The organism is Methanobrevibacter sp. DSM 116169, from assembly GCF_046197865.1.
Taxonomy (GTDB): domain Archaea; phylum Methanobacteriota; class Methanobacteria; order Methanobacteriales; family Methanobacteriaceae; genus JAHKLT01.
The window spans coordinates 288082-309191 of the sequence record NZ_CP166990.1 but is presented as its reverse complement, the minus strand read 5'-3'; the positions used below and the strand labels follow the sequence as shown (position 1 = coordinate 309191).

At 26.4% G+C, this 21110-nt stretch carries 30 protein-coding genes; 6 read left to right on the top strand and 24 right to left on the bottom strand.

Annotation, left to right across the window (positions count from 1 at the left end):
• Positions 1-47 precede the first annotated feature (47 nt).
• From pheA to ACA134_RS01490, 6 genes are all read right to left on the bottom strand, one after another.
• Entirely contained in the window at positions 48-857 is an 810-nt protein-coding gene (gene pheA / locus ACA134_RS01515; protein WP_409201052.1) for a prephenate dehydratase, read from the bottom strand.
• A gap of 30 nt (positions 858-887) precedes the next feature.
• On the bottom strand, positions 888-1700 hold the full coding sequence (locus tag ACA134_RS01510) for an HPP family protein (protein WP_409200419.1): 813 nt from the start codon (positions 1698-1700) through the stop codon (positions 888-890).
• 39 nt (positions 1701-1739) lie between these two features.
• On the bottom strand, positions 1740-2681 hold the full coding sequence (locus ACA134_RS01505; protein ID WP_409200418.1) for a CBS domain-containing protein: 942 nt from the start codon (positions 2679-2681) through the stop codon (positions 1740-1742).
• Between the two features lie 77 nt (positions 2682-2758).
• On the bottom strand, positions 2759-3457 hold the full coding sequence (locus ACA134_RS01500) for a 7-carboxy-7-deazaguanine synthase QueE (RefSeq protein ID WP_409200417.1): 699 nt from the start codon (positions 3455-3457) through the stop codon (positions 2759-2761).
• The gene (locus ACA134_RS01495) at positions 3457-3981 is read right to left on the bottom strand and encodes a 6-carboxytetrahydropterin synthase (RefSeq protein ID WP_409200416.1); all 525 of its coding nucleotides are present in this window, start codon (positions 3979-3981) and stop codon (positions 3457-3459) included. The genes ACA134_RS01500 and ACA134_RS01495 overlap by 1 nt, the downstream gene beginning before the upstream one ends.
• 9 nt (positions 3982-3990) lie before the next feature.
• Positions 3991-4584, bottom strand: a complete 594-nt coding sequence (locus ACA134_RS01490) for a DUF366 family protein (protein ID WP_409201051.1) — start codon at positions 4582-4584, stop codon at positions 3991-3993.
• A 520-nt stretch (positions 4585-5104) separates the two neighbouring features.
• On the opposite strand from ACA134_RS01490, the gene ACA134_RS01485 reads away from it, so the two are divergent.
• From ACA134_RS01485 to ACA134_RS01475, 3 genes are all read left to right on the top strand, one after another.
• The gene (locus ACA134_RS01485; RefSeq protein ID WP_409200415.1) at positions 5105-6583 is read left to right on the top strand and encodes a hypothetical protein; all 1479 of its coding nucleotides are present in this window, start codon (positions 5105-5107) and stop codon (positions 6581-6583) included.
• Between the two features lie 46 nt (positions 6584-6629).
• Positions 6630-7703, top strand: coding sequence for a DNA polymerase subunit beta (locus ACA134_RS01480; RefSeq protein WP_409200414.1), 1074 nt, complete (start codon positions 6630-6632; stop codon positions 7701-7703).
• Between the two features lie 135 nt (positions 7704-7838).
• A complete protein-coding gene (locus tag ACA134_RS01475; RefSeq protein WP_409200413.1) occupies positions 7839-8657 on the top strand; it encodes a Dna2/Cas4 domain-containing protein in 819 nt (272 codons plus the stop codon).
• Position 8658: 1 nt separating this feature from the next.
• On the opposite strand, the gene ehbP is transcribed toward ACA134_RS01475, so the two are convergent.
• From ehbP to ACA134_RS01395, 16 genes are read right to left on the bottom strand one after another with little or no spacing between them, the layout of a single operon-like run.
• A complete protein-coding gene (gene ehbP, locus ACA134_RS01470; RefSeq protein WP_409200412.1) occupies positions 8659-8916 on the bottom strand; it encodes an energy-converting hydrogenase B subunit EhbP in 258 nt (85 codons plus the stop codon).
• A 13-nt stretch (positions 8917-8929) separates the two neighbouring features.
• Positions 8930-9925: a respiratory chain complex I subunit 1 family protein gene (locus ACA134_RS01465; protein ID WP_409200411.1), complete on the bottom strand. Its 996-nt coding sequence runs from the start codon at positions 9923-9925 to the stop codon at positions 8930-8932.
• Between the two features lie 13 nt (positions 9926-9938).
• Positions 9939-11066: a nickel-dependent hydrogenase large subunit gene (locus ACA134_RS01460; RefSeq protein ID WP_409200410.1), complete on the bottom strand. Its 1128-nt coding sequence runs from the start codon at positions 11064-11066 to the stop codon at positions 9939-9941.
• A gap of 43 nt (positions 11067-11109) precedes the next feature.
• Complete coding sequence (locus ACA134_RS01455) at positions 11110-11553, bottom strand: NADH-quinone oxidoreductase subunit B family protein (protein WP_409200409.1); 444 nt, start codon at positions 11551-11553, stop codon at positions 11110-11112.
• A 14-nt stretch (positions 11554-11567) separates the two neighbouring features.
• On the bottom strand, positions 11568-12056 hold the full coding sequence (locus ACA134_RS01450; protein ID WP_409200408.1) for a 4Fe-4S dicluster domain-containing protein: 489 nt from the start codon (positions 12054-12056) through the stop codon (positions 11568-11570).
• Positions 12057-13451: a 4Fe-4S binding protein gene (locus ACA134_RS01445; RefSeq protein WP_409200407.1), complete on the bottom strand. Its 1395-nt coding sequence runs from the start codon at positions 13449-13451 to the stop codon at positions 12057-12059. It abuts the gene before it with no gap.
• Positions 13452-13474: 23 nt separating this feature from the next.
• Positions 13475-13708, bottom strand: a complete 234-nt coding sequence (locus ACA134_RS01440; RefSeq protein ID WP_409200406.1) for an energy-converting hydrogenase B subunit J — start codon at positions 13706-13708, stop codon at positions 13475-13477.
• Between the two features lie 8 nt (positions 13709-13716).
• Positions 13717-14193 (bottom strand): MnhB domain-containing protein, encoded by a 477-nt coding sequence (locus ACA134_RS01435; RefSeq protein ID WP_409200405.1) that lies wholly within the window; start codon positions 14191-14193, stop codon positions 13717-13719.
• Entirely contained in the window at positions 14190-14465 is a 276-nt protein-coding gene (locus tag ACA134_RS01430) for an EhbH (protein ID WP_409200404.1), read from the bottom strand. Before ACA134_RS01430 ends, ACA134_RS01435 begins: the two co-directional genes overlap by 4 nt.
• Positions 14458-14778 (bottom strand): hydrogenase, encoded by a 321-nt coding sequence (locus ACA134_RS01425; protein WP_409200403.1) that lies wholly within the window; start codon positions 14776-14778, stop codon positions 14458-14460. Before ACA134_RS01425 ends, ACA134_RS01430 begins: the two co-directional genes overlap by 8 nt.
• Entirely contained in the window at positions 14775-16229 is a 1455-nt protein-coding gene (ehbF, locus tag ACA134_RS01420) for an energy conserving hydrogenase EhbF (RefSeq protein WP_409200402.1), read from the bottom strand. The genes ACA134_RS01425 and ehbF overlap by 4 nt, the downstream gene beginning before the upstream one ends.
• On the bottom strand, positions 16222-16608 hold the full coding sequence (locus ACA134_RS01415) for a cation:proton antiporter subunit C (protein ID WP_409201050.1): 387 nt from the start codon (positions 16606-16608) through the stop codon (positions 16222-16224). The genes ehbF and ACA134_RS01415 overlap by 8 nt, the downstream gene beginning before the upstream one ends.
• Positions 16608-16841 carry a DUF4040 domain-containing protein gene (locus ACA134_RS01410; protein WP_409200401.1) on the bottom strand — a complete coding sequence of 78 codons (234 nt, stop codon included), beginning with the start codon at positions 16839-16841 and terminating at the stop codon, positions 16608-16610. Before ACA134_RS01410 ends, ACA134_RS01415 begins: the two co-directional genes overlap by 1 nt.
• A gap of 1 nt (position 16842) precedes the next feature.
• Positions 16843-17280: a cation:proton antiporter gene (locus ACA134_RS01405; RefSeq protein WP_409200400.1), complete on the bottom strand. Its 438-nt coding sequence runs from the start codon at positions 17278-17280 to the stop codon at positions 16843-16845.
• Positions 17277-17540: a monovalent cation/H+ antiporter complex subunit F gene (locus tag ACA134_RS01400; protein WP_409200399.1), complete on the bottom strand. Its 264-nt coding sequence runs from the start codon at positions 17538-17540 to the stop codon at positions 17277-17279. The genes ACA134_RS01405 and ACA134_RS01400 overlap by 4 nt, the downstream gene beginning before the upstream one ends.
• 18 nt (positions 17541-17558) lie before the next feature.
• Positions 17559-17873 (bottom strand): Na+/H+ antiporter subunit E, encoded by a 315-nt coding sequence (locus ACA134_RS01395; RefSeq protein WP_409200398.1) that lies wholly within the window; start codon positions 17871-17873, stop codon positions 17559-17561.
• Between the two features lie 440 nt (positions 17874-18313).
• Between ACA134_RS01395 and ACA134_RS01390 the strand changes: the two genes are divergently transcribed.
• On the top strand, positions 18314-18604 hold the full coding sequence (locus tag ACA134_RS01390; protein WP_409200397.1) for a hypothetical protein: 291 nt from the start codon (positions 18314-18316) through the stop codon (positions 18602-18604).
• Here ACA134_RS01390 and ACA134_RS01385 read toward each other — a convergent pair.
• Entirely contained in the window at positions 18601-19257 is a 657-nt protein-coding gene (locus tag ACA134_RS01385; RefSeq protein WP_409200396.1) for a DUF5612 domain-containing protein, read from the bottom strand. The two genes, ACA134_RS01390 and ACA134_RS01385, sit on opposite strands and share 4 nt — an antisense overlap.
• 198 nt (positions 19258-19455) lie before the next feature.
• Between ACA134_RS01385 and ACA134_RS01380 the strand changes: the two genes are divergently transcribed.
• A complete protein-coding gene (locus tag ACA134_RS01380; protein WP_409200395.1) occupies positions 19456-19911 on the top strand; it encodes a hypothetical protein in 456 nt (151 codons plus the stop codon).
• Between the two features lie 11 nt (positions 19912-19922).
• A complete protein-coding gene (locus ACA134_RS01375; protein ID WP_409200394.1) occupies positions 19923-20231 on the top strand; it encodes a hypothetical protein in 309 nt (102 codons plus the stop codon).
• 172 nt (positions 20232-20403) lie between these two features.
• Here ACA134_RS01375 and ACA134_RS01370 read toward each other — a convergent pair whose 3' ends face one another.
• On the bottom strand, positions 20404-21102 hold the full coding sequence (locus ACA134_RS01370) for a metal-dependent hydrolase (protein ID WP_409201049.1): 699 nt from the start codon (positions 21100-21102) through the stop codon (positions 20404-20406).
• Positions 21103-21110: the final 8 nt, after the last annotated feature.

Below are 21110 nucleotides of genomic sequence, written 5' to 3'. Positions count from 1 at the left end.
AAAGTTTTTCATGAAAATAAATAAAATTTTAAAAATAGCTATGAAAATTAATTACTAGGATATGAACCTAAAATTTTTAAAAATGGAACTTTATCTTTAATATCATTTAAAATTTCTTTAATATCATCATTATTTCTATGACCTAAAAAATCAACAAAGAATATATATTTACCTAATCTTTCTTTTGATGGTCTTGATTCAATTTTAGTTAAGTTGATGGTTTTTTTAGCAAAAATACCTAAAATTTCATGAAGTTGACCAGGATAATCTTCAAAAATAGAAAAAGCTATTGAAGTTTTATCATTTCCAGTAATTTCATGATCTTTTTTAGATAAAATAACAAACCTAGTTTGATTATTATCATTATCTTGAATATTTGATTTGATTTTATTTAAACCATATAATTCTGCAGCTTTAGATGTTCCAATAGCTCCAGCATTATCAATATTTAAAATGTTTTTAGCAGCTGAAGCTGTACTTAATGCATAATGAGCATTTAAATTATTTTCACTAATAAACTTTTGACATTGTGCTAATGCTTGCTGGTGAGAATAAACATCAGTAATTTCTGAAAAGGTAGTATTTGGATTTGCAAGTAAATGGTGATTAATAGGTAAAATAATTTCACCTGAAATCATTAAATTAAAATTATGAACTAAAGAATCCAAAGTAATTCCAACTGATCCTTCAATAGAATTTTCAATAGGAACGATTCCTTTAAGATGTTTTCCAGATTCTATACTTTCCATTACTGCAGGTATAGAACAATAAGAAATTAAATTATTAGTGATTTTAGATGCAGCTTCATGAGTAAAAGTACCTTCTGGACCTAAAAAAGCTATTTGAGAATCTATTATAAACAACTCCAAAAAAAAATAAAAAAAGGCTTAAGATTCTATGAAAATCTTAAGTAAATCTGTCTGAGTTATAATTCCTATAAGTTGATTATTATCATCTAAAACTGGTAAACCATTGTATCCTGTTTCCATTAAAATATTAGCTACTTCAAGAATATTTGCATCTTGAGAAATGGTTTTTGGATTAGTTGACATAATATCATTTACAGTTATATTTTTAATTTGTGCTTGTTGATGTTTTTCAGGAACATTTTTTCTAAAGGAAATAAGGCATCTTATAATATCTTTAGAAGTTAAAATTCCTACAATTTCATCATCATCAAGAACAGGCAATCTTCCAATTTTATTATCAATTAAAATTCTTCTTGCATGAACTAATCTTTCATCTGAATAAATTGTTTTAATATCAGTGTTCATGTAATCTTTAACAAGAATTTTTTCAAATGCTTTAGTAGTACACATTGTAACGAAATCAGCTTTTGAGACGATTCCAACCATACTATCTTCGGATTCGACTGGAACTGAACCTATTCCTTTTTCTAACATTAAATTAGCAACATCGACTAATTCCATACTCTCATTTACAGCAATGACATCTTTAACCATTACTGAAGAAATATGAAATCTGGATGGAGGCATTGTACCATATTTAGAAGATCCTAACTTTCTAGCTATGTCTCTTTCAGAAACAATACCCACTAATTCTTTTTCATTATTAGAATTAGTATTTACTACAGGTAATCTGGAAATATTATTCTTTCGTAATAATTTTAAACCGTCGGTTAAACTTTGATCTTTATCAATAGTTATCAAATTCTCAGACATTAAATTTTTAACTTGCATATATATCTCCCCTGTTTTTAATTAATATTTAAATTTAAATTAATCTTCAATAGCTTTTAAAATATCTCTTTCAGTGATAATTCCAACTAATTCATCATTTTTTATAACAGGAACACCTGCAATGACATTATCTTGGAATATTTCACATATATCTCCTAATCTTGTTTTAGGATCAACTGAAGTTATTGAAGTAGCCATTATTTCAGAAATTTTAGAATTTAAAACATCAGAACCAGTATTAGAAGTCATTTTACTGAATAGTTCTTTATCATTTAAGAATTTAAGAATATCAGTAGCTGTTACAATACCTAATAATTTATCTTTAGATGTAGTTGCAATTTCAATGTCTTCTCCGATGATTGGAATTCTTCTTAATTTATTCCTAACCATTATTTTAGAAGCACCTTCAATAGGAGTTCCTGGTGTGGTTGTAATAACATCTTTAGTCATATAATCTTCAGCTAATTCTTCAGTTAAAACACCAGCAAGAGATAAAGCAAAATCTCTTTCAGTAACTATTCCTGCAATTTTTTCATCAGAATCTAAAATAGGAATTGCACCAACTTTATTATCTAACATAATATTAAGAGCTTTTGAAATACTATCTTTTTTACTAATATAAATTACATCTCTAGTCATTATTTCTCTAACTGGCTCATTAATAGCTGCTAAGAAGTTATCTTTATATTTAATTTGAATAATATTAAATTTCTGTCCACCACCTAAGAAATCTAAAATATCCATTACAGTAACAATACCTAAAAGTTTTCCAGAGCCTGGATCTGTAACAGGTAATCTCCTATAATTATATTTAGCCATTGTCTCAGCTGTTTCTTTAATACTTTTGCTAGGAGGGATTGATACAACATCTTTACTAGCTAAAGTCATTATGTCACCGTCATTTTCTTGAATTTTAGTTTGATGTTCGACTGAACCCCTATTTCTTGATTTTCTTAAATTAATAGCGTTTTTATCTTTCATTTTTCGAAACCTCTATTTAATTTCACATTATTACCATTTCAATAAATCAATATTTTTAGTTTTTAAAAACAAATCCATTATTCAATATTTAAAAATTTATGAATTTGAGGAATGGTGGATACTTCAAAGTATTTCCCAATTATCTCAGAAAACTTAAATAAATTAGAACTCAAATCTTTCCAGTCTTCAATTGGACTTGATGGCTGAATAACCATTTGAACGTCATTTTTATTTAAAATTTCTTTTGATAATTTTTTAATAACATTTTCTATTGAATTTATCTTTGTTGAAGGTAACACAACTAATTTACAATATACATTTATAGCTTTTGATGTTAATAAATTTACTGATTTAATTTCATTTTGAAAAACATCATCAAAAGAATCATCATCAAAATGCTCAGGTAATTTAATATCTAATGATACATAGTCAATTTTATTTAATTTATCAATATGTTCATACAATGTACCATTAGTTTCAAGCATTATTTTATAATCGATTTTTTTAATTAATTCATTGATAAATTCAAAATATAGGGAAGGTTCTCCTCCTGTAAGAGAAATAGAATGTAAATCATCAGAATATAATTTTTCAATTTTTTCGATTACTTCATCTACAGTTAAAAGAGAGGTGTTTCCAACTTTTTTACTATCTTCAGTATCACAATAAGAACAATTAAGATTACAACCTGCAAATCTTATAAATATTTGTCTTTTACCGATTAAAAGTCCTTCACCTTGAATACTTGAGAAGATTTCAATAATGGGAGCTTTCATTATTTATCTCCAAGATTTTCTTTATAAATAGCTCCTTGACCTATTCCTTCATTTACTCCAACAGCAACATATTCTAAATTATCATATTTTTTATTTAATGCATCAGATAAATTCTCAACAAAATATTTTGAAAGTTCTTCTGCAGAACTATATTTAATAGGTAAAAATCTGCAATCTTCTGTAGGAATAGAATATCCTTTATCCCCAACTTTAAAAAATACTGTTTTAAGATTTTCTAAGGCTTCAACTGAAACTTCATCCTTAGTAAAATCTTTAAAATCAATTGCATCATGGAAAATAGGAATTAGTAACTTATGATCTAATTTATCACAAATATCATCTACATTACTTTTTATATCTTTAAAATCAACTACAAAATCAAAATCTCCTGATCTTTCTCCTTCGATTTCCACATCTACAAAATAAGAATGGCCATGAATAAAACCACAAGATGTATGTCCTGGAATAAAATGTGCAGAAGAAAATCTTAAATTTGCATTAATACCATTTACTATTATTTTCATTATAATCACCTATAAAAAATTGGTTTTACCAATATCTTCTTTAATTGAACTTAACTCATCAATATAGCTATTTACAACAGTACTTATAAAATCTACTATATTTTCATTATTAAATACTTTTTTACCATTACTATTTTCAATATCGAACAAACCTATAGTTTCAACATCTTCTGGAGTTCCATTATCTTCAAGATTAAACCCAAAATGTATTTTCATAGAAGTTGGTGAAATACTAGCTATTGAAACAGTTAATTTTCTACCACTTACAAAAATATCATCACCACTTCTTGTTGATATGATGTTTTGTTTATGTAATTCTTCTTTAAAAATCATTACAAGTAGTCTTTGACGCATATAAGCAATTTCTATATTAGGTGGTTGAATATCAAAAAATTCTAATATAAAATGAGTCATATTAGCAGATTTAATTTCTAAATCGATGTCTTCAAAATCTTTTATATTGTCTGAGGCGATATTCATTGGTCCTATCCATGTGATAATTGAAGAACCTTTAATTTTTAAAAATTTAAAAGCCCAGAAAGGATCAATTTGGCTTCCATCATATTTTAAAAATTCATCAAGATGTTTATATTTTATCATAATCTTATTTCCTATAATATAATAATTATTTATTTTTTAGTATAAATGAGTTTTTTTAATGTAGTAAAAATTAGTTAAAAAAAGAGAATTTAGTTGAAAATATAATTTTTGCAAAAAATAATCTAAAAAATCTTTATTTTGTATAAAAAAAATAGAAATAAAGTCGCAATATTAATAAATCGTTTAATTTTGTGAAAAATTAAAAAAGGCAAATATAATCTTTTCATAGCTATTTAAGAAATATTAGCTGTTTTTATAAAAAATAAGAGAAAATTAAATCATTTAGAATTTTATATTATCCCATAATAATAAATTATGAAAAAAACTAATAAAATACTATTTATTTAATTTAAAAAGAATGAATTAGCGTGTTTTAATTAATAAACAAGAGCACCGCATGAGAATTTGAAATTAACAACCTTTATATAAAATAATCAATAACTTAGATAACACATTGCTTATTTAGCAATAATTAATTGAATATAAAAATTGAGGTGAAAAAATTTCGATACCAAAAAAACTAATGATATTACTAATAATCACATGTGGGTTATTAATTAATATTAGTACTATATCTGCTACAGATAATATTACAAATATAGCAGATAATAATGATATCGAGAGAATATCTTATACTGCAGCGGATTTAGATGAAAACGAAATTAAATTCGGATCTGCTATAACATCCCAAGAAAATAATATACATTATAATCAAAAAGAAAAGTTTAATGTTACTTTAATAGATTCTAATAATCAACCATTAGCAAATAAAAATGTTACAATATCTGTTAATGGTGTTGACTATGTAAAAGTAACTGATTCAAATGGTGTAGCAGGATTAACAATAAACTTAATTCCAGGAGATTATCATGTCAAATACTTCTTTGATGGTGATGAAAATACTGCTCCTTCATATGGTGAAGACATTATCCATGTTATTAAAAAAGAAATCCAATTAGAAGCTAAAGACTTAAATATGGATTATAAAGATGGAAGTAAGTTTACAGTTAAAGTAACTGATAAAAATAATAATATTTTAGCAAATGAAAATATCATATTCACTATAAATGGAATTGATTATGTTAGAACTACTAATAGCGAAGGTTATGCTAGTTTAAACATTAATTTAGGATCTGGAATATATAATATTCTTTATAAAATAGAAAATTCTGGAATATATAATTCTGCAAGTGGAATGAAAAATATATTTATTCATGGTTATGGACAATTAATTGCTTCAAATTTAAATGTAGCTCATAAAACAAAAGGAGCATTTAAAGTAACTTATTATAATTCATTAGGACAAGTTGTTTCTGGTGTGAATGTTTTTATTAAAGTAAATGGAATCATTTATGAAAGAATAACTGATGAAAATGGAGTTGCTTCATTAAATATAAATTTAAATTTAGGTAGCTATTTAGTAGAATATAGTGCTGGAGACCTTAGTGGATCTAATATTGTAAATATATTATCTAGTGAATTAAGTGGAAATGATTTAGAATTAACTAGTACTGGAAATTACTTTGAAGTTACATTAAAAGACAATAATGGAAATTTATTATGTGGCGAAGATATTGTATTCACAATTAATGGAATACAATATATAAGAACTACAGACTCTCAAGGTGTTGCAAAACTTCAAATTAATTTAAAAGACGGCAGCTATGTTATTAGTAGTGAATATAATGGAAACTCTCAATATAGTGAAAGTTATATTCAAAATATAATAAACATAAAAACATTGAATACAATTACGGCGACTGGAAAGCCTTCTTGCGTTTCATGTAGTAAAAAAATAAGTAGTGGGCAATTAAAATATACTGATTACACTACTGTTTATTTAAACTATTGTCCTTTATGTAAATCCCAAGGTACTTTAACTATAAATCCTAAGGGAGTTTATGAAGGAGAAATAACCTGTAAAAATTGTGATGCAGATTACTGTATAGTTAGTGGTTCTGATAAAATGTATAATAGTAGAGGAACCTTAACAACAGTATAAATTATAAATATACCTATTTCCATAATAAGACCAAGGAAGTTATTTTATGGAAAAAGTTAGAACAAGAGATTTCATTCATACAACAGATGATTTATTTTTTGCATCTACAAACTATACTCACCCTGAGGATAGGTATATATCTTTTTTAAGATATATTCCTAATCCCAAAGGGGATCGAGAAAAAAACGAAACTAGATATTCAAAAGTGAGTTCTGAAGAAGCTTATAGCTATTTAAGAGAAAATTATCCAGAATATCTCTATTTTTGTGAAAATACCCAAATTGAAATGATGGGTGTTCCATTAACTAAAGTTAAACAAATAATAAAACCAGAAGAAAGATTAAAAGAAATTAAAAAATCTTATGATTCTGGAAATAATAATGAAATTATTAAAAAATTAATAGACATTGCTGATTTTTTCCATTTTAAAGCTGGAATTGACTATAAAAACTTAGGAATTTCAGGTTCGATTTTACCAGGCCTTCAAAAAAAGGAAATTTCTGATATTGATTTTGTTATATATGGCCTTCAAAACCATAGACAAGCAATAGCTACTTTTAAAAAATATCACAACAAAGAAATTAATATTAATGGTAGAAAAATTATCTTAAATAAAATAGAAGATAATTTTTGGCAAAAAGTTTATGAAAAGCGAATGAGAGATTCCAGTCTTTCAAAAGAAGAATTTTTCTGGTATGAAAATAGAAAATTCAATAGAGGACTTATAAGAGGTACTTTATTTGATATTTTAGCTACTAGAAACTATGATGAAATTACTGAAAGCTGGAATGATACAAAATATGAGCCTATTGGAACTTCTAAAATTGAATGTGTAATTGAAGATGCACTACGATCCTTTGATAATCCAGCTATTTATAAAATTAAAAATTTAAAAGTAATTGAAGGAATAAATGAAAATATCAGTGAAATAGCTTCTTTTACTCATACATATGCTGGAGAAGTTGTTGAAAATGAAGAAGTAGTAGCTAAAGGCAAAATTGAAAAAGTTATGAAAGTGGGATGTGAAGATAGCTATAGATTAGTTGTTGGAACCACAAGGGAATCTATAGATGAATATGTAAAATTAAAAGATTCACCAATTATTAATAAAAAAGAGTAATTATTTACTCTAAATATAATTTTTACTTATTTTAAATATTTTAAAGAAGAAATAAACAATTGTAATCAAAAATAACCTCTCTTTATTTATAGATAGCTAATCAAAATAAAAATAAAGAAAAATGAGGTTATAAAAATGATAAATATTTCTTCGATAAAACAATTTATGTATTGTCCATTAAAACTTTATTACCAGTATCAACTTGATGAAAAAGAAGATAATGACTTATTGTTACATGGTGAAATAAAGAGATTAAGAGTCGATATAAATGATTTAACTCAAAAAAACATTCGTAAAATTAAGGCTAAAATGGAGTTAAATGAAATTGAAAGTATACTAATAGAAAATATAATAAGCTATATAGATATGACAATATCAAACCTTGAAAAATCATTACCTGAAGAATATAGTGAAAAAATAGAAGAACAAAAAATTGAAATAATATCTGAAGTTTATTTTTCAATTAAAATTTTGGCTTTAAAGACAAGTAAAGCTATGGAAACATTAGATAAAAATGGCAATCAAATTGTAGAAATGTTTTTTCCAAATTCAATGCAAGCATATGTATTAAAAGATCCAGATTTAGAGATTATTGGTTCTTGTGATAAAATTGAAATAATTGATGGAAAATATTATCCTGTGCAATTAAGAACAAGTAAACCTCCAATAAAAGGAGTTTGGGATAGTGATGCAGTTGAATTAGCAGCTAATGCATTATTGATTGAACAAGAATTTGATACCGAAGTATTTGTAGGATTTATAGAATATATTCAAATAAAAGAACGTAGACCAGTTGTTATGGATGTTCATTTAAGAAAAAGTTTATTTAAAATATTAAAAGAAATAAAAATGATAAAAAAAGATGAAATAATTCCTAAAACAGAAACTATAAGAAATAAATGTTTAAATTGTAATTATAATGATATCTGTAAAGCAGTAGCTAAAAATAAATAAATTAAATATTTAATTCATTTTGTAAATCAGCATGTGCTAGTTTATACAATTTTAAAAAGTTATCTTCATCTGAGACTGGAATAATTTCAAGACCTAAATCTCTATGATCTTGAATCCAACTTTCTTCAAAAACAGGCACTTCGAGTTTAACTGGTTCATCTGATTTATTAACTACTATAATATTACGATAAGGGAAATTTCTCTCTACAATATAACCTGCTAAGCTAATAATATGCCATGGTCTAATAACAAACTTCAAATAAATCACCTGATTATAATAATGTTAATGCAATAGCTAAAACACCAACTAATGAAACAGCAATTACAGTAGGGAAAAACTGCCTATTTGTAAATACTGGTGAGAAGGTACTAAAAACACCCATTAAAACTGGGAAAATTAATGCTACAACTATATTTACTAAAATTCCCCATGAAAAAATATTTGGAGGAATACCAATAAATAATACTGAAAACAATGCTCCTAATGTAAACATTAGAAAACCTCTTGTAATATAAACAAAAGCTCTGTATTTAGAAGCATATTCCATATATGGTCCTTCAATAACATCTGCTTTAGTTTTTAATAATGCAAATGGATATTCATTTAATATTACCATATATCCTATAAAAAATACTATTGCAGCTAAAATACCTGATAAAGTAAATAAAATAGGACCATTAACTTGTTGATAAGCTATAATATCACTTAAGAAAATACTTCCAGAAGCTGCTACAGGAACAAAAAGTGCAATATATAATGGAAAAGAACCATAAGAAATTAATCTTAATGCTCTATTTGCACTAATATCTTCAATATATGATCTCTCAGCATCAAGATGTGCTCCACCTTTTATAATATCTGGAAAAGGCAACCCTAAAGACATTACAGATTTAGATAAAGATCCCATTAAAACATAACATACTTCTTCAATTTTTAATAAACCTACAACAGTTATTAAACTTGCAAAAGCTGGAAAAACATAAGATTGAGGAACTAATGCAATTAAAATAGTCAATACAACTAAAAAGCATACAATTGGTAAAGCTTTATATAATCCTGGAACTGGAGATCTAGGACTAATATTTTCTTTAAAGCAAAACTTAATTGGAGCCATAATACCTGGACTTATAACAGATGGACCTATTCTTTGCTGAATTCTTGCATGAATATATTTCCTTTCAATTCCAGGAATTAATGTACTTATAATAAAACATACAGCTATTGTTAATATAATAGCTAATAATGAATTTAATAAACCATTTAACATTTTAAAACTTCCACTATCTCTTTATAATTTCAACAGCACGATCTGTGCAAGTAAAACATGGATCACATTGAACAATACATAGTTGAGCATCAGTTACATGATCTCCAATACAAGCATATTGCATAGCACCAATATTAGTCATTGATGGAGTCCTTATAACAGAACCTCTAAGCCTACCATCTTCAATAGCATAAGAATGATATAATGTTCCTCTTGGAACTTCAATATAGCTATGAATTGTATCACAATCAGCCATTTCCCATGATCTATCAACTATTGGTCCTTTTGGAAGGTTACTAATAGCTTGTCTAATAATCTTAATTGCTTCAAAAGCTTCTAAAACTCTCATAAGTAAATTAGCTTTTACATCTCCATCTTCTTGAGTAATAACATTAAAATCAAAAGGATTATATTCAGGCATTATTGTTCTAAGGTCTTTAGGAACACCAGTTGCACGAAGTGTAGGTCCAGTTACTTCTAATTTTAAAGCTTGTTTTTGAGGAATTACTCCTATTCCTTCAACTCTTGATAAGAAAACTGGATCTGAGCTTACTCTCTCAGCAAAATTAGTTAATCCTTTCTCGACATTGTTTAATGAATCAGTGAGTTTATTTATTCTAGAATCATCTAATTCACATCTTGGTCTTACTCCACCAATAATAGAACATCCATATTGAACTCTATTTCCACCAATCATATGTAAAAGTTCCATTATAGATTCTCTTAAATAAAATGCCCTCATTGAAAAAGTTTCATGGCCTAAAACTTCACATCCATGTCCTAAATATAAAAAGTGACTATGTAATCTTTCAAGTTCACCCATAATAATTCTAATATAGCTAGCTCTTTCAGGTATTTCTATATCTAATCCCATTTCTGCAGTTCTAACAGAATTCCAAATATGTGCATTAGAACAAATACCACAAACCTTTTCTGTAAGAGCATTAGCCTTCTCAACAGGAAGTCCTTCCATTATTCGTTCAATTCCTCTATGATTAACTCCAACAGTGATTTCTGCTTCTTGAACGATTTCATCTTCTACAAATAATCTAACCCTATAAGGTTCTAAAGCAGCAGGATGAACAGTTCCCATAGGAATTTCCGTTTCGATAGTTTCCCTAGGTTTTTTCTCATCTAACATTATTTTCCTCACATCTTATAATTTGATAATCTTAAGTAATAATTTATTTATCTAATAAAGCTGGTAAGCTAGCTACCACTCCAGCTAAAACATCTTGTGGTCTAACAGCACATCCAGGTACTTTTGCATCAACTGGAATTACATTATCAACTGGTCCTTGAATCTCTTCAGAAGGAATATCTCCATGAATATTTTTATATACTCCACCCATTACTGCACAAGACCCTGCAGCTACTACTAACTTAGGATTAGGTATAGATTCATAAATATTGATTAATGGTTCTTTATTCAAATAAGTCACAGGTCCTGTAACAACTAAAATATCTGCTTCACGAGGATTCCATGTTAAAAATACATTATATTGTTCTATATCGAATTTTGGTGATAATACTGTATTAACAATCTCAATATCACAGCCATTACAACCTCCAGTATATACTAACATAATATGAATAGCTTTTTTTCTTGAAAATGATTTTATTCCCATAAAATTCCTCTTAATTATTTAGATTTTTTATTTTTTAGTATAGTTTTATCTGATAAAAATTGTGAAATAAATTTAATTTTATCTTCAGATATTTTAAATGGTTCATCAATGATATTTTTAGTATCAACTTCAAAATCTCCAACAGCATTTGGATGTATAGCTCCAGCTTCAGAATATAAAGCATAAATTGGGCAAAAGTCATGACAATAATAACAATGCACACATTTAAAAGGGTCTAAATCTGGTATTTCACTTTTTGACCATCCAGGAGATAACCATTCTGCTGAATTTAATTTTTTCATTGTAATAGCACTAGTCGGACAAGCATTTGCACAACCTCCACAACCAATACATGATTTTTTAGCTACTTTCTCCTCAGCTTCAACAGTGCCAGTTAAAATAGCATTTCTAAGTTCCAAATCAGTAACTCGATCTTTTGCAAAAAATATTTTCTTGAAATTTCCATATGCTCCTTCAAGAAATATTTTAATTAAATTCTTCATTTAAACACCATCAACAGAATCTTTAAATTTTCTCTCAAATATAAATGCATTTGAAGGACATGCATTTTTACATGCCCCACAATAAGTACATTTATCTAAATTAACTTTATATTTATTATTTTCATAAGTAATAGCATCTTCTGGGCAAATATCCTGGCAAATCCCACAAGAAATACACAAATTATCATCAATTTGATTAAATCCATCTACAATAATCTTCTTAGCATCTGTAGTTTTTGGAATTGCATCTTTTGGACAATGAATTCCACATTTTTCACATAATATACATTTATCCAAATTCACTTCAATATTACCACGATTTAAAGTAATTGCATCTTTTGGACATACTTCATAACAGATTCCACAAGAAATACAATCATCACTAACAGAACCATCCCAAGTATATGTTTCTAATTTTCTAGCATTATAAATATCACATGCTTTAATACAATTACCACAAGATACACAAAAACCAGCTAATGCTTGATCTTCACCATCAGCAGATTCAATGACAAAATCATTACTTTCTTTTAAAGTTGAAACTGGACAAAGATTAATAGCTTCAAGATGATTTTGAGAGTGATTTTCTGCATCTTCTAATGGATTATATCTTAGTTTGTTATCTTCAAACTTCAAAGAATCATTATTAATAACTTCAGCACATAATCCACAATTTAAACAAGAAATAATAGTTCCATTAGTTTCTTGATCTAATTTATTAATATTAACTTCAAAATCTCCTAAATAAATTGCATCTCTAGGACAAGATTTTATACATTTAAAGCACAATGTACATGTTTCATGATTAACATTAAATTTTTTAATTGAATTAGTAGGACAGACATCTTCACAAATCCTACATTCTGTACAAATTCCTCTATCTTGATCAAAATGAATATTAATTGCATCCATTGGACATTGGACACTACATCTACCACACAATATACAATCATCCTTATCTGTAATAATACCTGTTCTTTCAGCTAATTTACTAGTAGATTTTTCAGGAAGATTATAATCTTTAAGATAAAGATTTAAAGAATCAATATAGTTGATTTGTTTTTCTTTAGTTAATTCATAGCCATCTACACGATTAGGACATACATTTCCACATACTCCGCATCTAGAACAAATTCCATAAACAACACCATCTTCAATATTAATGTTGCTAGTAGGACAGTTAAACATACAAATGCCACAACCATTACATTTTGCTCTATCTACAACAAATCCACCATATTTATTTTTAGAAATTGCATTATTTGGACATTTTTCCATACAAGTTCCACAAGTAATACAACTAAAAGCTTTACCATTAACTAATCTAATGGCTTTCGTAGGGCATTTTTTTATACATTCCCCTGTTCCATCACAATCATTCGTTGATATAAACATAAATATAACATCTCCTAATTGAATTACCTATCAAATATAAATTTCCCCGCAAGTAAACCAACAGCTGCAGCTATTAAAGTAGTAGCTATACTATAATCATCATAATATGGAAATTGACCAATTCCTTTTGCAAATAATATAGCTAAAATAAATATTACAAGAAATGAAGATAAAGTGTAAATATTATTATTTTTAAATCTTGTTCCAATTATAAAGCCAATTATTAATGCTATAATTACAGGACCCCAAACAAACATGATATCACCTAATGATCACTTTCCAATTTATCAAAGCTATAAAATGCTATAGCTACTGTTGTTAATCCAACTAAAACTTTTAATCCAATAAATATATTTAAATAAGGAATAATTCCTGCATTTGTAGTATCTGGATAGTGGAAAATAGCTTGTATAATTGAAGGAACTATATTGTATACATCAGCTCCCATATTATATAAGAAAAATCCAGATGTAAAAAGACCTATTATACCTAATAAAACATATCCTAAAGCACTTACATTTTCAACTACATTAATAAAACTATGAGATATATTAAATGGATTATTTTTAACTCCATAAACAAGTAATGTTAAAATTAAAGCAGAAGCTATCATAGCTCCTCCCTGAAATCCTCCTCCAGGAGTAATATGTCCACCTAATATTATTAAAATACCATAAGCTATTATTACAAAGGCTATAGCTAATATAGTAATTCTAAGAATTATTGAAGGTTTTTGTTTCATTGTTTACCTCCTAATTTTCCTTTTCCAAATATAAGTAAAACTACTAAACATGCAGATAATAAAACTAAAGCCTCACCTAATGTATCATAACCTCTCCAATCAAAAATTACTGTAGTAATCATATTTGGAGCAATTGCTGTTCCAAGTTCATTATAAATATTACTAACTCCAGGGATAATCATATCTTTTAAGTTATATAATGCTGATAGAATAGTTGCAGAGAATAATATAATAGATAAACTTGCAACAAAAGTTTTAGTATTATTAGACATAATTTCCACCCCAATAAACAATTGTAAGTAAAACTCCAAGAGTCAATAAAATATAAAATAACATATCATTTAAAGAATCATTTTGCTCTTTTTTAAATATAGGAATAAGAGGTAAACTTTTAATTATAATAAACACTAGTCCTAAAAGAATAACAGCAGCTAATAATATATTGATATGTCTAAATAATAAGCAAGCTACAATTAAAGAGCTGATTAATGTCAACTCAGCAGTTAAATTACCAGAAATATCATCATAATTTGTAGATCCTTTGACCCCATTAATAATATTAATTAATTTATCATAAATACTCATAATAAACCACCTACAAGTCCAGATATAGCATTAGTAGCTATTGAAGGGAATAAACCAAATATTATACATAATAATAAGAGTATAGAAACTGCAAACATAGTAGATTTTGGAATCTTTTCATTTGAAATTTCCAGTGCATTTGGTTTTGATTTTAAAAACATTGAATGGAAAATCTTTACAAATGCAGTAAATGTTGCAATACTTATTAAAATTGTAATAACTGAAAGTTCTGGAAAACCCGCATCTAAAGATGCTTGAACAAGCATTAATTTACTTTGGAAACCATTTAATGGAGGAACACCAGCCATAGCTAGACCTCCAATAAGCATCATAATTCCAAGTTTAGGATAATGTCCAATTAATCCTCCAATTTGGCGAATATCTGTTTTTTTAGTTATATCAGCTATTGCACCAAATCCTATGAATAATAATGCAGTAACAATTATTTCATTTAAAGCTTGGAATAAACCTGCAGTAATTGCAAGTTCTGTACCTAAACCAATTCCCAAACCAATAAAACCTAATTCTCCTACAGCTAAAAATCCAATCATCTTTTTAAAGTCTGTTTGAACAAGTGCCATTGAAATACTTAAAATTAATGCAAGTAGTGAAAATACAATTAATAATATTTCAAATATTTTAAGTGGAGAAAATATTCTAAATAAAGCAATTAAAATAGATACCATGGTTAAAACAGAAAATGCCTGTAATAATGCAGCTGCATGAGGTTCTGCTGTACTATAAACAGAAGATTTAATAGTATGAAATGGAGGTAATCCTGAGACATATAACCAACCAAAGAATAACATTCCACAAGTAATTAAAAATATTGGTGATGAAAGACTTATAACACTATTACTAAGACCTTGAACAATATCAGTAATATTTACACTACCAAATATAGCGAGTAAAAATCCTATACCAAGTAAAAGTATAGGTCCTCCAATTGAACCTATCATCATGTATTTTAAAGCTGTTTCATACCTATTTTTAATAGTAGAAGCTGCAACAATACCAACTTGTGCAATAGCAGCTATTTCAAAAAATACATACATATGGAATATATCTTGAGATAACATTAAAGCTGTAATAGCTGCAGTTCCCATAAATATTAAAAATAAATAAGGTCCTGAAGCTTTTTTATATTTATTTAAATAAATTAACACTACTAAGAAAACTAATATTCCAAATACAGTTAAAAATAGCTGTTGCATAGATCCAAATGAATATACAATAGCAGGATGATATAAAACTCCCGTTAAATTATTAACCATTGGAGGGTGTCCACCAAAGTAATGCATACCATAATTAGCAATAAGTGGAATAATTGGAATTACGATTGCTACTATTGCTGCAAAAGCTTTTATTAAATTGTTTTTTCCACTAAATAAATATATAAGTAATGCAGAAGCTAGAGGAATGATTACCATTAATGGAATAAATTCATTCATTTACATCAGCCTCACTAGATCTATCTTTTAATAGCTCAGCAGTACTTAAAGTACCGTGTTTTTTATATAATACCATTACTAAAGCTAGCATAACTGCTAATGTACTAGCACCAATAACTATACTAGTTAGTACTAAACCAAAAGGTAGAGGATAAGCAGAATTTGAAGCAAACCAGCTAGCATCCATACCTGGTAAGAAAATAGGAACAATTCCTCCTTCTTTGTATCCTAATGTTACAATAAATAAGTTTACACCTTCTTCAATAAATGCAATACCCATTATCTTTTTTATTATATTATCAATAAAAATTGCTGCAAAAAGCCCAACTATAATTAAAAATCCACAAGTAAATAATGATGCTAATTGAAAATCCATAATTAATTACCATCCCTTGTAGTTTTTTTAATAGCTAAAGCCATGAATACTGGAACAATAGCTGCTCCAACAATAGCTTGAGTTAATGCAACATCAGGAGCTAAAAGAATTTGGAACAATAAAGCTATACATGCTCCAGAAATTCCAGTTAAAACAGCTGCTTTAAGCAAATCTTGTTGAATAAGAGCCAAAATAGCACTAATAACAGCAAAAATCATAAATATATATTCAAACATATTATTCATCCTCACTAATATCTAATGTTGATACTGTAAATTTTTCTGAAAGTTCTTTTTCTGAATTTTTACTATCTTGATTAGTTGATTGATTAAATTTAGAAATAGGATATTTGAAGGGATTTTCAGATACATCTTCTTCAACAATTTCTAAATTTTCATTATTTAAGTTATCTTCACCATAATAATATGCATTAGCCATTGCATGAGCAGTTATTGGAGCGATTATAAAGTAAATTATAGCTAAAAAGATCTCACCTAATCCAATAAATGCAATTATCAAAGCTATATCAAAAAGACCAATAATATGAATTCTTCCATAAACAACATTATTCATATCTTTATCTAATCTTATAAGTCCAATAGCACATATCAAAATCATAATAGCTGAAATTATTAAAAGAATAGATTGAATTAATTCTATACCATTAAACATCATTCATAACCTCCCAACACATATGAAAATACTATTGTGCCAACAAAACCAAATAACATTAATGCTAATGCTATATCAAAATTAAATTTTATGTAATGTAATTTATCGAAAATAACTAAAGCTAAAGCTACAATCATAGTTAAAACAGAAGCCCCTATTAAACCCATAGCAGTACTACTATAAGCTGAGATTCTTAAAACCACTAGCATTAAAACTATTAATGCAATGATTAAAATGATTTGTGAAAAAAATATTAATTCCATTACTACCACATTTATTTGTTATTCCAACATTTTTTTAATATAAGGTTCAAAAGGAATAACCGCCTTTTTATCTCTTGGAGCTATAATAGCAACTTTAATAATATTATTATCAGAATCAACATCAACAGACAAAGTTCCTGGAGTTAATGTAATACTATTTGCTAAAATTGTTTGTGAAATTGGTCTTTTAAGAACAGTTTCAATATTCACAACTACTGGGTTCATATCTTTTATCCCAATAGCACGAGATGCCATGTCTATACTCGATTTAATAATCTCCAATATTAAAACTATAAAATATAAAATCCCATTAAAAATTCTACTTAAAAACATCTAAAAAGCTCCACTCAACATTTATGAAAAAATCTAATAATTTTAGATTATAATTAAAAGTTATTATTTAATTATTATTAAATCTTTTGTTTTTAAATAGTTTTTAAAAGCTGATTTTGTTTAAATTATATTATTTAGCTTTAAAAAAAATATATAAAATTCAGAAAAAAGTAATTATTTTAAAAAAAATACCACATATATTAATAAAAAATAATATAGTAGAATAAAAATTATATTAATAAAAATTTTAAACGATATATATTCATTAATTTTATAAATAAATATATAATTTTCAAAACCAATAATTATTCTTTGAAAAGTAATTTAAAGAAATAAGAATAAGAATTAAAATTTTTAAACAATAAATTATTTTTATTGAAAAAAAACTTAAAAAATATATACTATAAGAAACATATAATAATATACAACGAGGTGTTAAAATGAATAATGAAGAACTAATGAATAAGTGTGAAACTTGTCAAATGAACTCAGATAATGAGATTGCAGAAGTTTGTGCGTCATTATTAAATCATGCAAAAGAATGTGGTGAAGACATTGGAATTGATAGTGATCAAATAGACACTTACATGGGTATGCTTGATTCATTAAAACCTAAGGATCTTCGAGCTATTTTACAACTAGCATTTGATATTGATAGAAGCACAACTATCAAAGATACTGAGTTAAAAAGAGATGCTAGTAGGCTCATAAGAGCTATTGAAAGAAGTTAAAATTTATTAGATTTTAACTTTTTAATGTCAAAGGTAGCAGTATCAGAAATAGCCATAACTGCCATTACCCCAGCTTGAGTAGGGTCGGTTATAATTAAATCAGCTATTTCTGTTATGCCTCCAGGCATATTTAAACTAATAACAATTAAATCATTATCTTCTTTTACTTTTTCTACAGCTTTTTTAATTTCCCCACCCATTAGAGATCCTGCAAGAACTAATGCTTGAACTCTTGGAAGTCTAGCTAATGCATTAACTGCTTCTGCAACATTTTCTTCTCCAACAAGTGGAATTGTATCTATACTAATTCTTTCTCCACGTATATTATGTCTATCAGCTTCAGCTATAGCTCCAGCAGCAACTTGTGAAACTTGAGCTCCGCCACCTAATATAATAATACGTTTACCATAAATATCATTTAAAGAATCATGAACTTCAACTGATTTAACATGATTAATTGACTTTATATCTTCAATTAATTTATCAATATTTTTTACTTGTTCTAATTCAAAATAAATAGATCCCAATTCATTATTTTCAATAAAAATATTTGCATAGCTGATGTTTATATCATGGCTAAAAATCATCTTAGTAATTTTATCTAAGACCCCTTTCTTCTCATATGATTTTATTGTTAAAGCAATGTTTTTCATAAATAAACCCTATATTATTATTTATAATTACACATTTATAAATTTTAAAAAAATTTTATATCAATATACTCATTCAATAAACTATTAATTACAATAATATAAAATCTTTGATTTATGTATAAATTATTGACAAAGATTAAATTTATATATTAATAACTGAAAAATATGATTATACTGCAATAAATAAAAGTGGTTATTATGGATAAAAAAGATTACATAATCTTATTATTAATGCTACTATTTATTTGTTTTTTAGTTTTTACAGTATCTTACATTTCATTTAATATGGAAGAAGATACTAGTGGAAGTTTAAATGACAACAGTGGAAATGGTGGCTTTATTGAAAGTCTTTTTAATCTAGGCGGCTCTGATGAGAGCTCCGGGGGCGGCTCTGGAAGTAGCTCCGATAAAAGCAATTCAGTAAATACAAATAGTAAATCAAGTGACACAGACGATGACGAAAATAGCACACTAGTAATATCAGAATCCGATGCAATTGACATAGCTAATAAAAATATCCTAGTAGAAGGATGTTATGCAGGAAAACCAGAACTTGTAGATGATTATTGGTATGTCCCAGTATTGGATCAAAGTGGTACAAAAGTGGATATAATAGCAGTTCATGTTATAACAGGAAAGACTAGTAGAGGATAAAATCAGAAAAAATGATTATTTGTGAATTAAAAAAAGCAATTATTAGCAAAGACCCAAATCAAATAAATAATATCAGTGACACAATTCGCATTCATTTAAGCAGGAAAATAAAAGGAGATTATGAACTTTACTCAGAATATGGAGTAGATAAATACAATAAAATATTTTTTGTATTAAATCTAAAACATGAAACTGGGCCAACGGCATTATCTTCAGAAAACTTAAAAGTGTTTAATTCTTTTTTTGGATACGATTTTGATATGATATTTAGTAAAGATTCTAAAAAGGATAATGAAATTTCGATATTGTACTTTTTATAATGTTTTGATTAAATATAGATTTATTTGAAATTGTTAATAATTTCTTTAATTATTAAAATTAAAATTCTAAATATTAATCAAATTGTGTTTTTTAAAATATATTGCAGTATAGCATGATTTTTAATATTTAGTATACAAATTTACTTTTTATTTTTTATATTTTTAGCTATTTTTAAATTAAGATATTTTCTATTGAATTAAACTGAAAATAAAGATTTAAAAAACCTATTATAATTAAAATAAGTAATGATGTGATTGCAAATTTTTTATAATATTTTTTATTAGAAAATGGTCTAAATAGCTTAACTCCAGCTGGTGTGAAAGCATCTAAAATTAAATGGCTAAAATAACCTAAAAAAATACTTAAAATTATTTGAAAGTAATTTATTGAATCAATATTAAAGAAAAATATACTAATTAAAAATAAAGGAACGAAAAATAAGTATAGTTTCTTATTTAAAGAAAATGTTCCAATTAATATAATTAATATTGCAAAAATTAATGATTTATTTGAAATATCTAAATAGCTATTTACTAATTCAAAAGATAAGATTAAAATTCCTGAGAAGAGTGAAGTTAAGATTATTAATCCAAAAATTGAATGAGTAAAACCTCTATGATTTGAAAAATAAAATATAAGGCCTATAATTACTAAAATAATTCCAATGTAGTATGGTAATTTCAAAATATAAAGGATTATGAAAAGTGATAAACCAAAAATAATCATTTTATAAACATTATCTTTTTTTAATTTATGATCAAAATCTGGTAAATTGGCTCCAATAATACTTAATGAAATCAATAATGGATTTTGAAAATAAAGTATAGATAATATTAGTGCGAAGAGTGTATGGCCTTTATATGATGAAATTTTACCAC

What these genes read in the sequence shown, in the direction of transcription:
- ACA134_RS01510 (WP_409200419.1), bottom strand. Translation starts at nt 1,700, where the DNA reads ATGCAAGTTAAAAATTTAATGTCTGAGAATTTGATAACTATTGATAAA.
- ACA134_RS01505 (WP_409200418.1), bottom strand. Translation starts at nt 2,681, where the DNA reads ATGAAAGATAAAAACGCTATTAATTTAAGAAAATCAAGAAATAGGGGT.
- ACA134_RS01500 (WP_409200417.1), bottom strand. Translation starts at nt 3,457, where the DNA reads ATGAAAGCTCCCATTATTGAAATCTTCTCAAGTATTCAAGGTGAAGGA.
- ACA134_RS01495 (WP_409200416.1), bottom strand. Translation starts at nt 3,981, where the DNA reads ATGAAAATAATAGTAAATGGTATTAATGCAAATTTAAGATTTTCTTCT.
- ACA134_RS01485 (WP_409200415.1), top strand. Translation starts at nt 5,105, where the DNA reads ATGATATTACTAATAATCACATGTGGGTTATTAATTAATATTAGTACT.
- ACA134_RS01480 (WP_409200414.1), top strand. Translation starts at nt 6,630, where the DNA reads ATGGAAAAAGTTAGAACAAGAGATTTCATTCATACAACAGATGATTTA.
- ACA134_RS01475 (WP_409200413.1), top strand. Translation starts at nt 7,839, where the DNA reads ATGATAAATATTTCTTCGATAAAACAATTTATGTATTGTCCATTAAAA.
- ACA134_RS01465 (WP_409200411.1), bottom strand. Translation starts at nt 9,925, where the DNA reads ATGTTAAATGGTTTATTAAATTCATTATTAGCTATTATATTAACAATA.
- ACA134_RS01460 (WP_409200410.1), bottom strand. Translation starts at nt 11,066, where the DNA reads ATGTTAGATGAGAAAAAACCTAGGGAAACTATCGAAACGGAAATTCCT.
- ACA134_RS01455 (WP_409200409.1), bottom strand. Translation starts at nt 11,553, where the DNA reads ATGGGAATAAAATCATTTTCAAGAAAAAAAGCTATTCATATTATGTTA.
- ACA134_RS01450 (WP_409200408.1), bottom strand. Translation starts at nt 12,056, where the DNA reads ATGAAGAATTTAATTAAAATATTTCTTGAAGGAGCATATGGAAATTTC.
- ACA134_RS01445 (WP_409200407.1), bottom strand. Translation starts at nt 13,451, where the DNA reads ATGTTTATATCAACGAATGATTGTGATGGAACAGGGGAATGTATAAAA.
- ACA134_RS01440 (WP_409200406.1), bottom strand. Translation starts at nt 13,708, where the DNA reads ATGTTTGTTTGGGGTCCTGTAATTATAGCATTAATAATTGGCTTTATA.
- ACA134_RS01435 (WP_409200405.1), bottom strand. Translation starts at nt 14,193, where the DNA reads ATGAAACAAAAACCTTCAATAATTCTTAGAATTACTATATTAGCTATA.
- ACA134_RS01430 (WP_409200404.1), bottom strand. Translation starts at nt 14,465, where the DNA reads ATGTCTAATAATACTAAAACTTTTGTTGCAAGTTTATCTATTATATTA.
- ACA134_RS01425 (WP_409200403.1), bottom strand. Translation starts at nt 14,778, where the DNA reads ATGAGTATTTATGATAAATTAATTAATATTATTAATGGGGTCAAAGGA.
- ehbF (WP_409200402.1), bottom strand. Translation starts at nt 16,229, where the DNA reads ATGAATGAATTTATTCCATTAATGGTAATCATTCCTCTAGCTTCTGCA.
- ACA134_RS01410 (WP_409200401.1), bottom strand. Translation starts at nt 16,841, where the DNA reads ATGTTTGAATATATATTTATGATTTTTGCTGTTATTAGTGCTATTTTG.
- ACA134_RS01405 (WP_409200400.1), bottom strand. Translation starts at nt 17,280, where the DNA reads ATGATGTTTAATGGTATAGAATTAATTCAATCTATTCTTTTAATAATT.
- ACA134_RS01400 (WP_409200399.1), bottom strand. Translation starts at nt 17,540, where the DNA reads ATGGAATTAATATTTTTTTCACAAATCATTTTAATCATTGCATTAATA.
- ACA134_RS01395 (WP_409200398.1), bottom strand. Translation starts at nt 17,873, where the DNA reads ATGTTTTTAAGTAGAATTTTTAATGGGATTTTATATTTTATAGTTTTA.
- ACA134_RS01390 (WP_409200397.1), top strand. Translation starts at nt 18,314, where the DNA reads ATGAATAATGAAGAACTAATGAATAAGTGTGAAACTTGTCAAATGAAC.
- ACA134_RS01385 (WP_409200396.1), bottom strand. Translation starts at nt 19,257, where the DNA reads ATGAAAAACATTGCTTTAACAATAAAATCATATGAGAAGAAAGGGGTC.
- ACA134_RS01380 (WP_409200395.1), top strand. Translation starts at nt 19,456, where the DNA reads ATGGATAAAAAAGATTACATAATCTTATTATTAATGCTACTATTTATT.
- ACA134_RS01375 (WP_409200394.1), top strand. Translation starts at nt 19,923, where the DNA reads ATGATTATTTGTGAATTAAAAAAAGCAATTATTAGCAAAGACCCAAAT.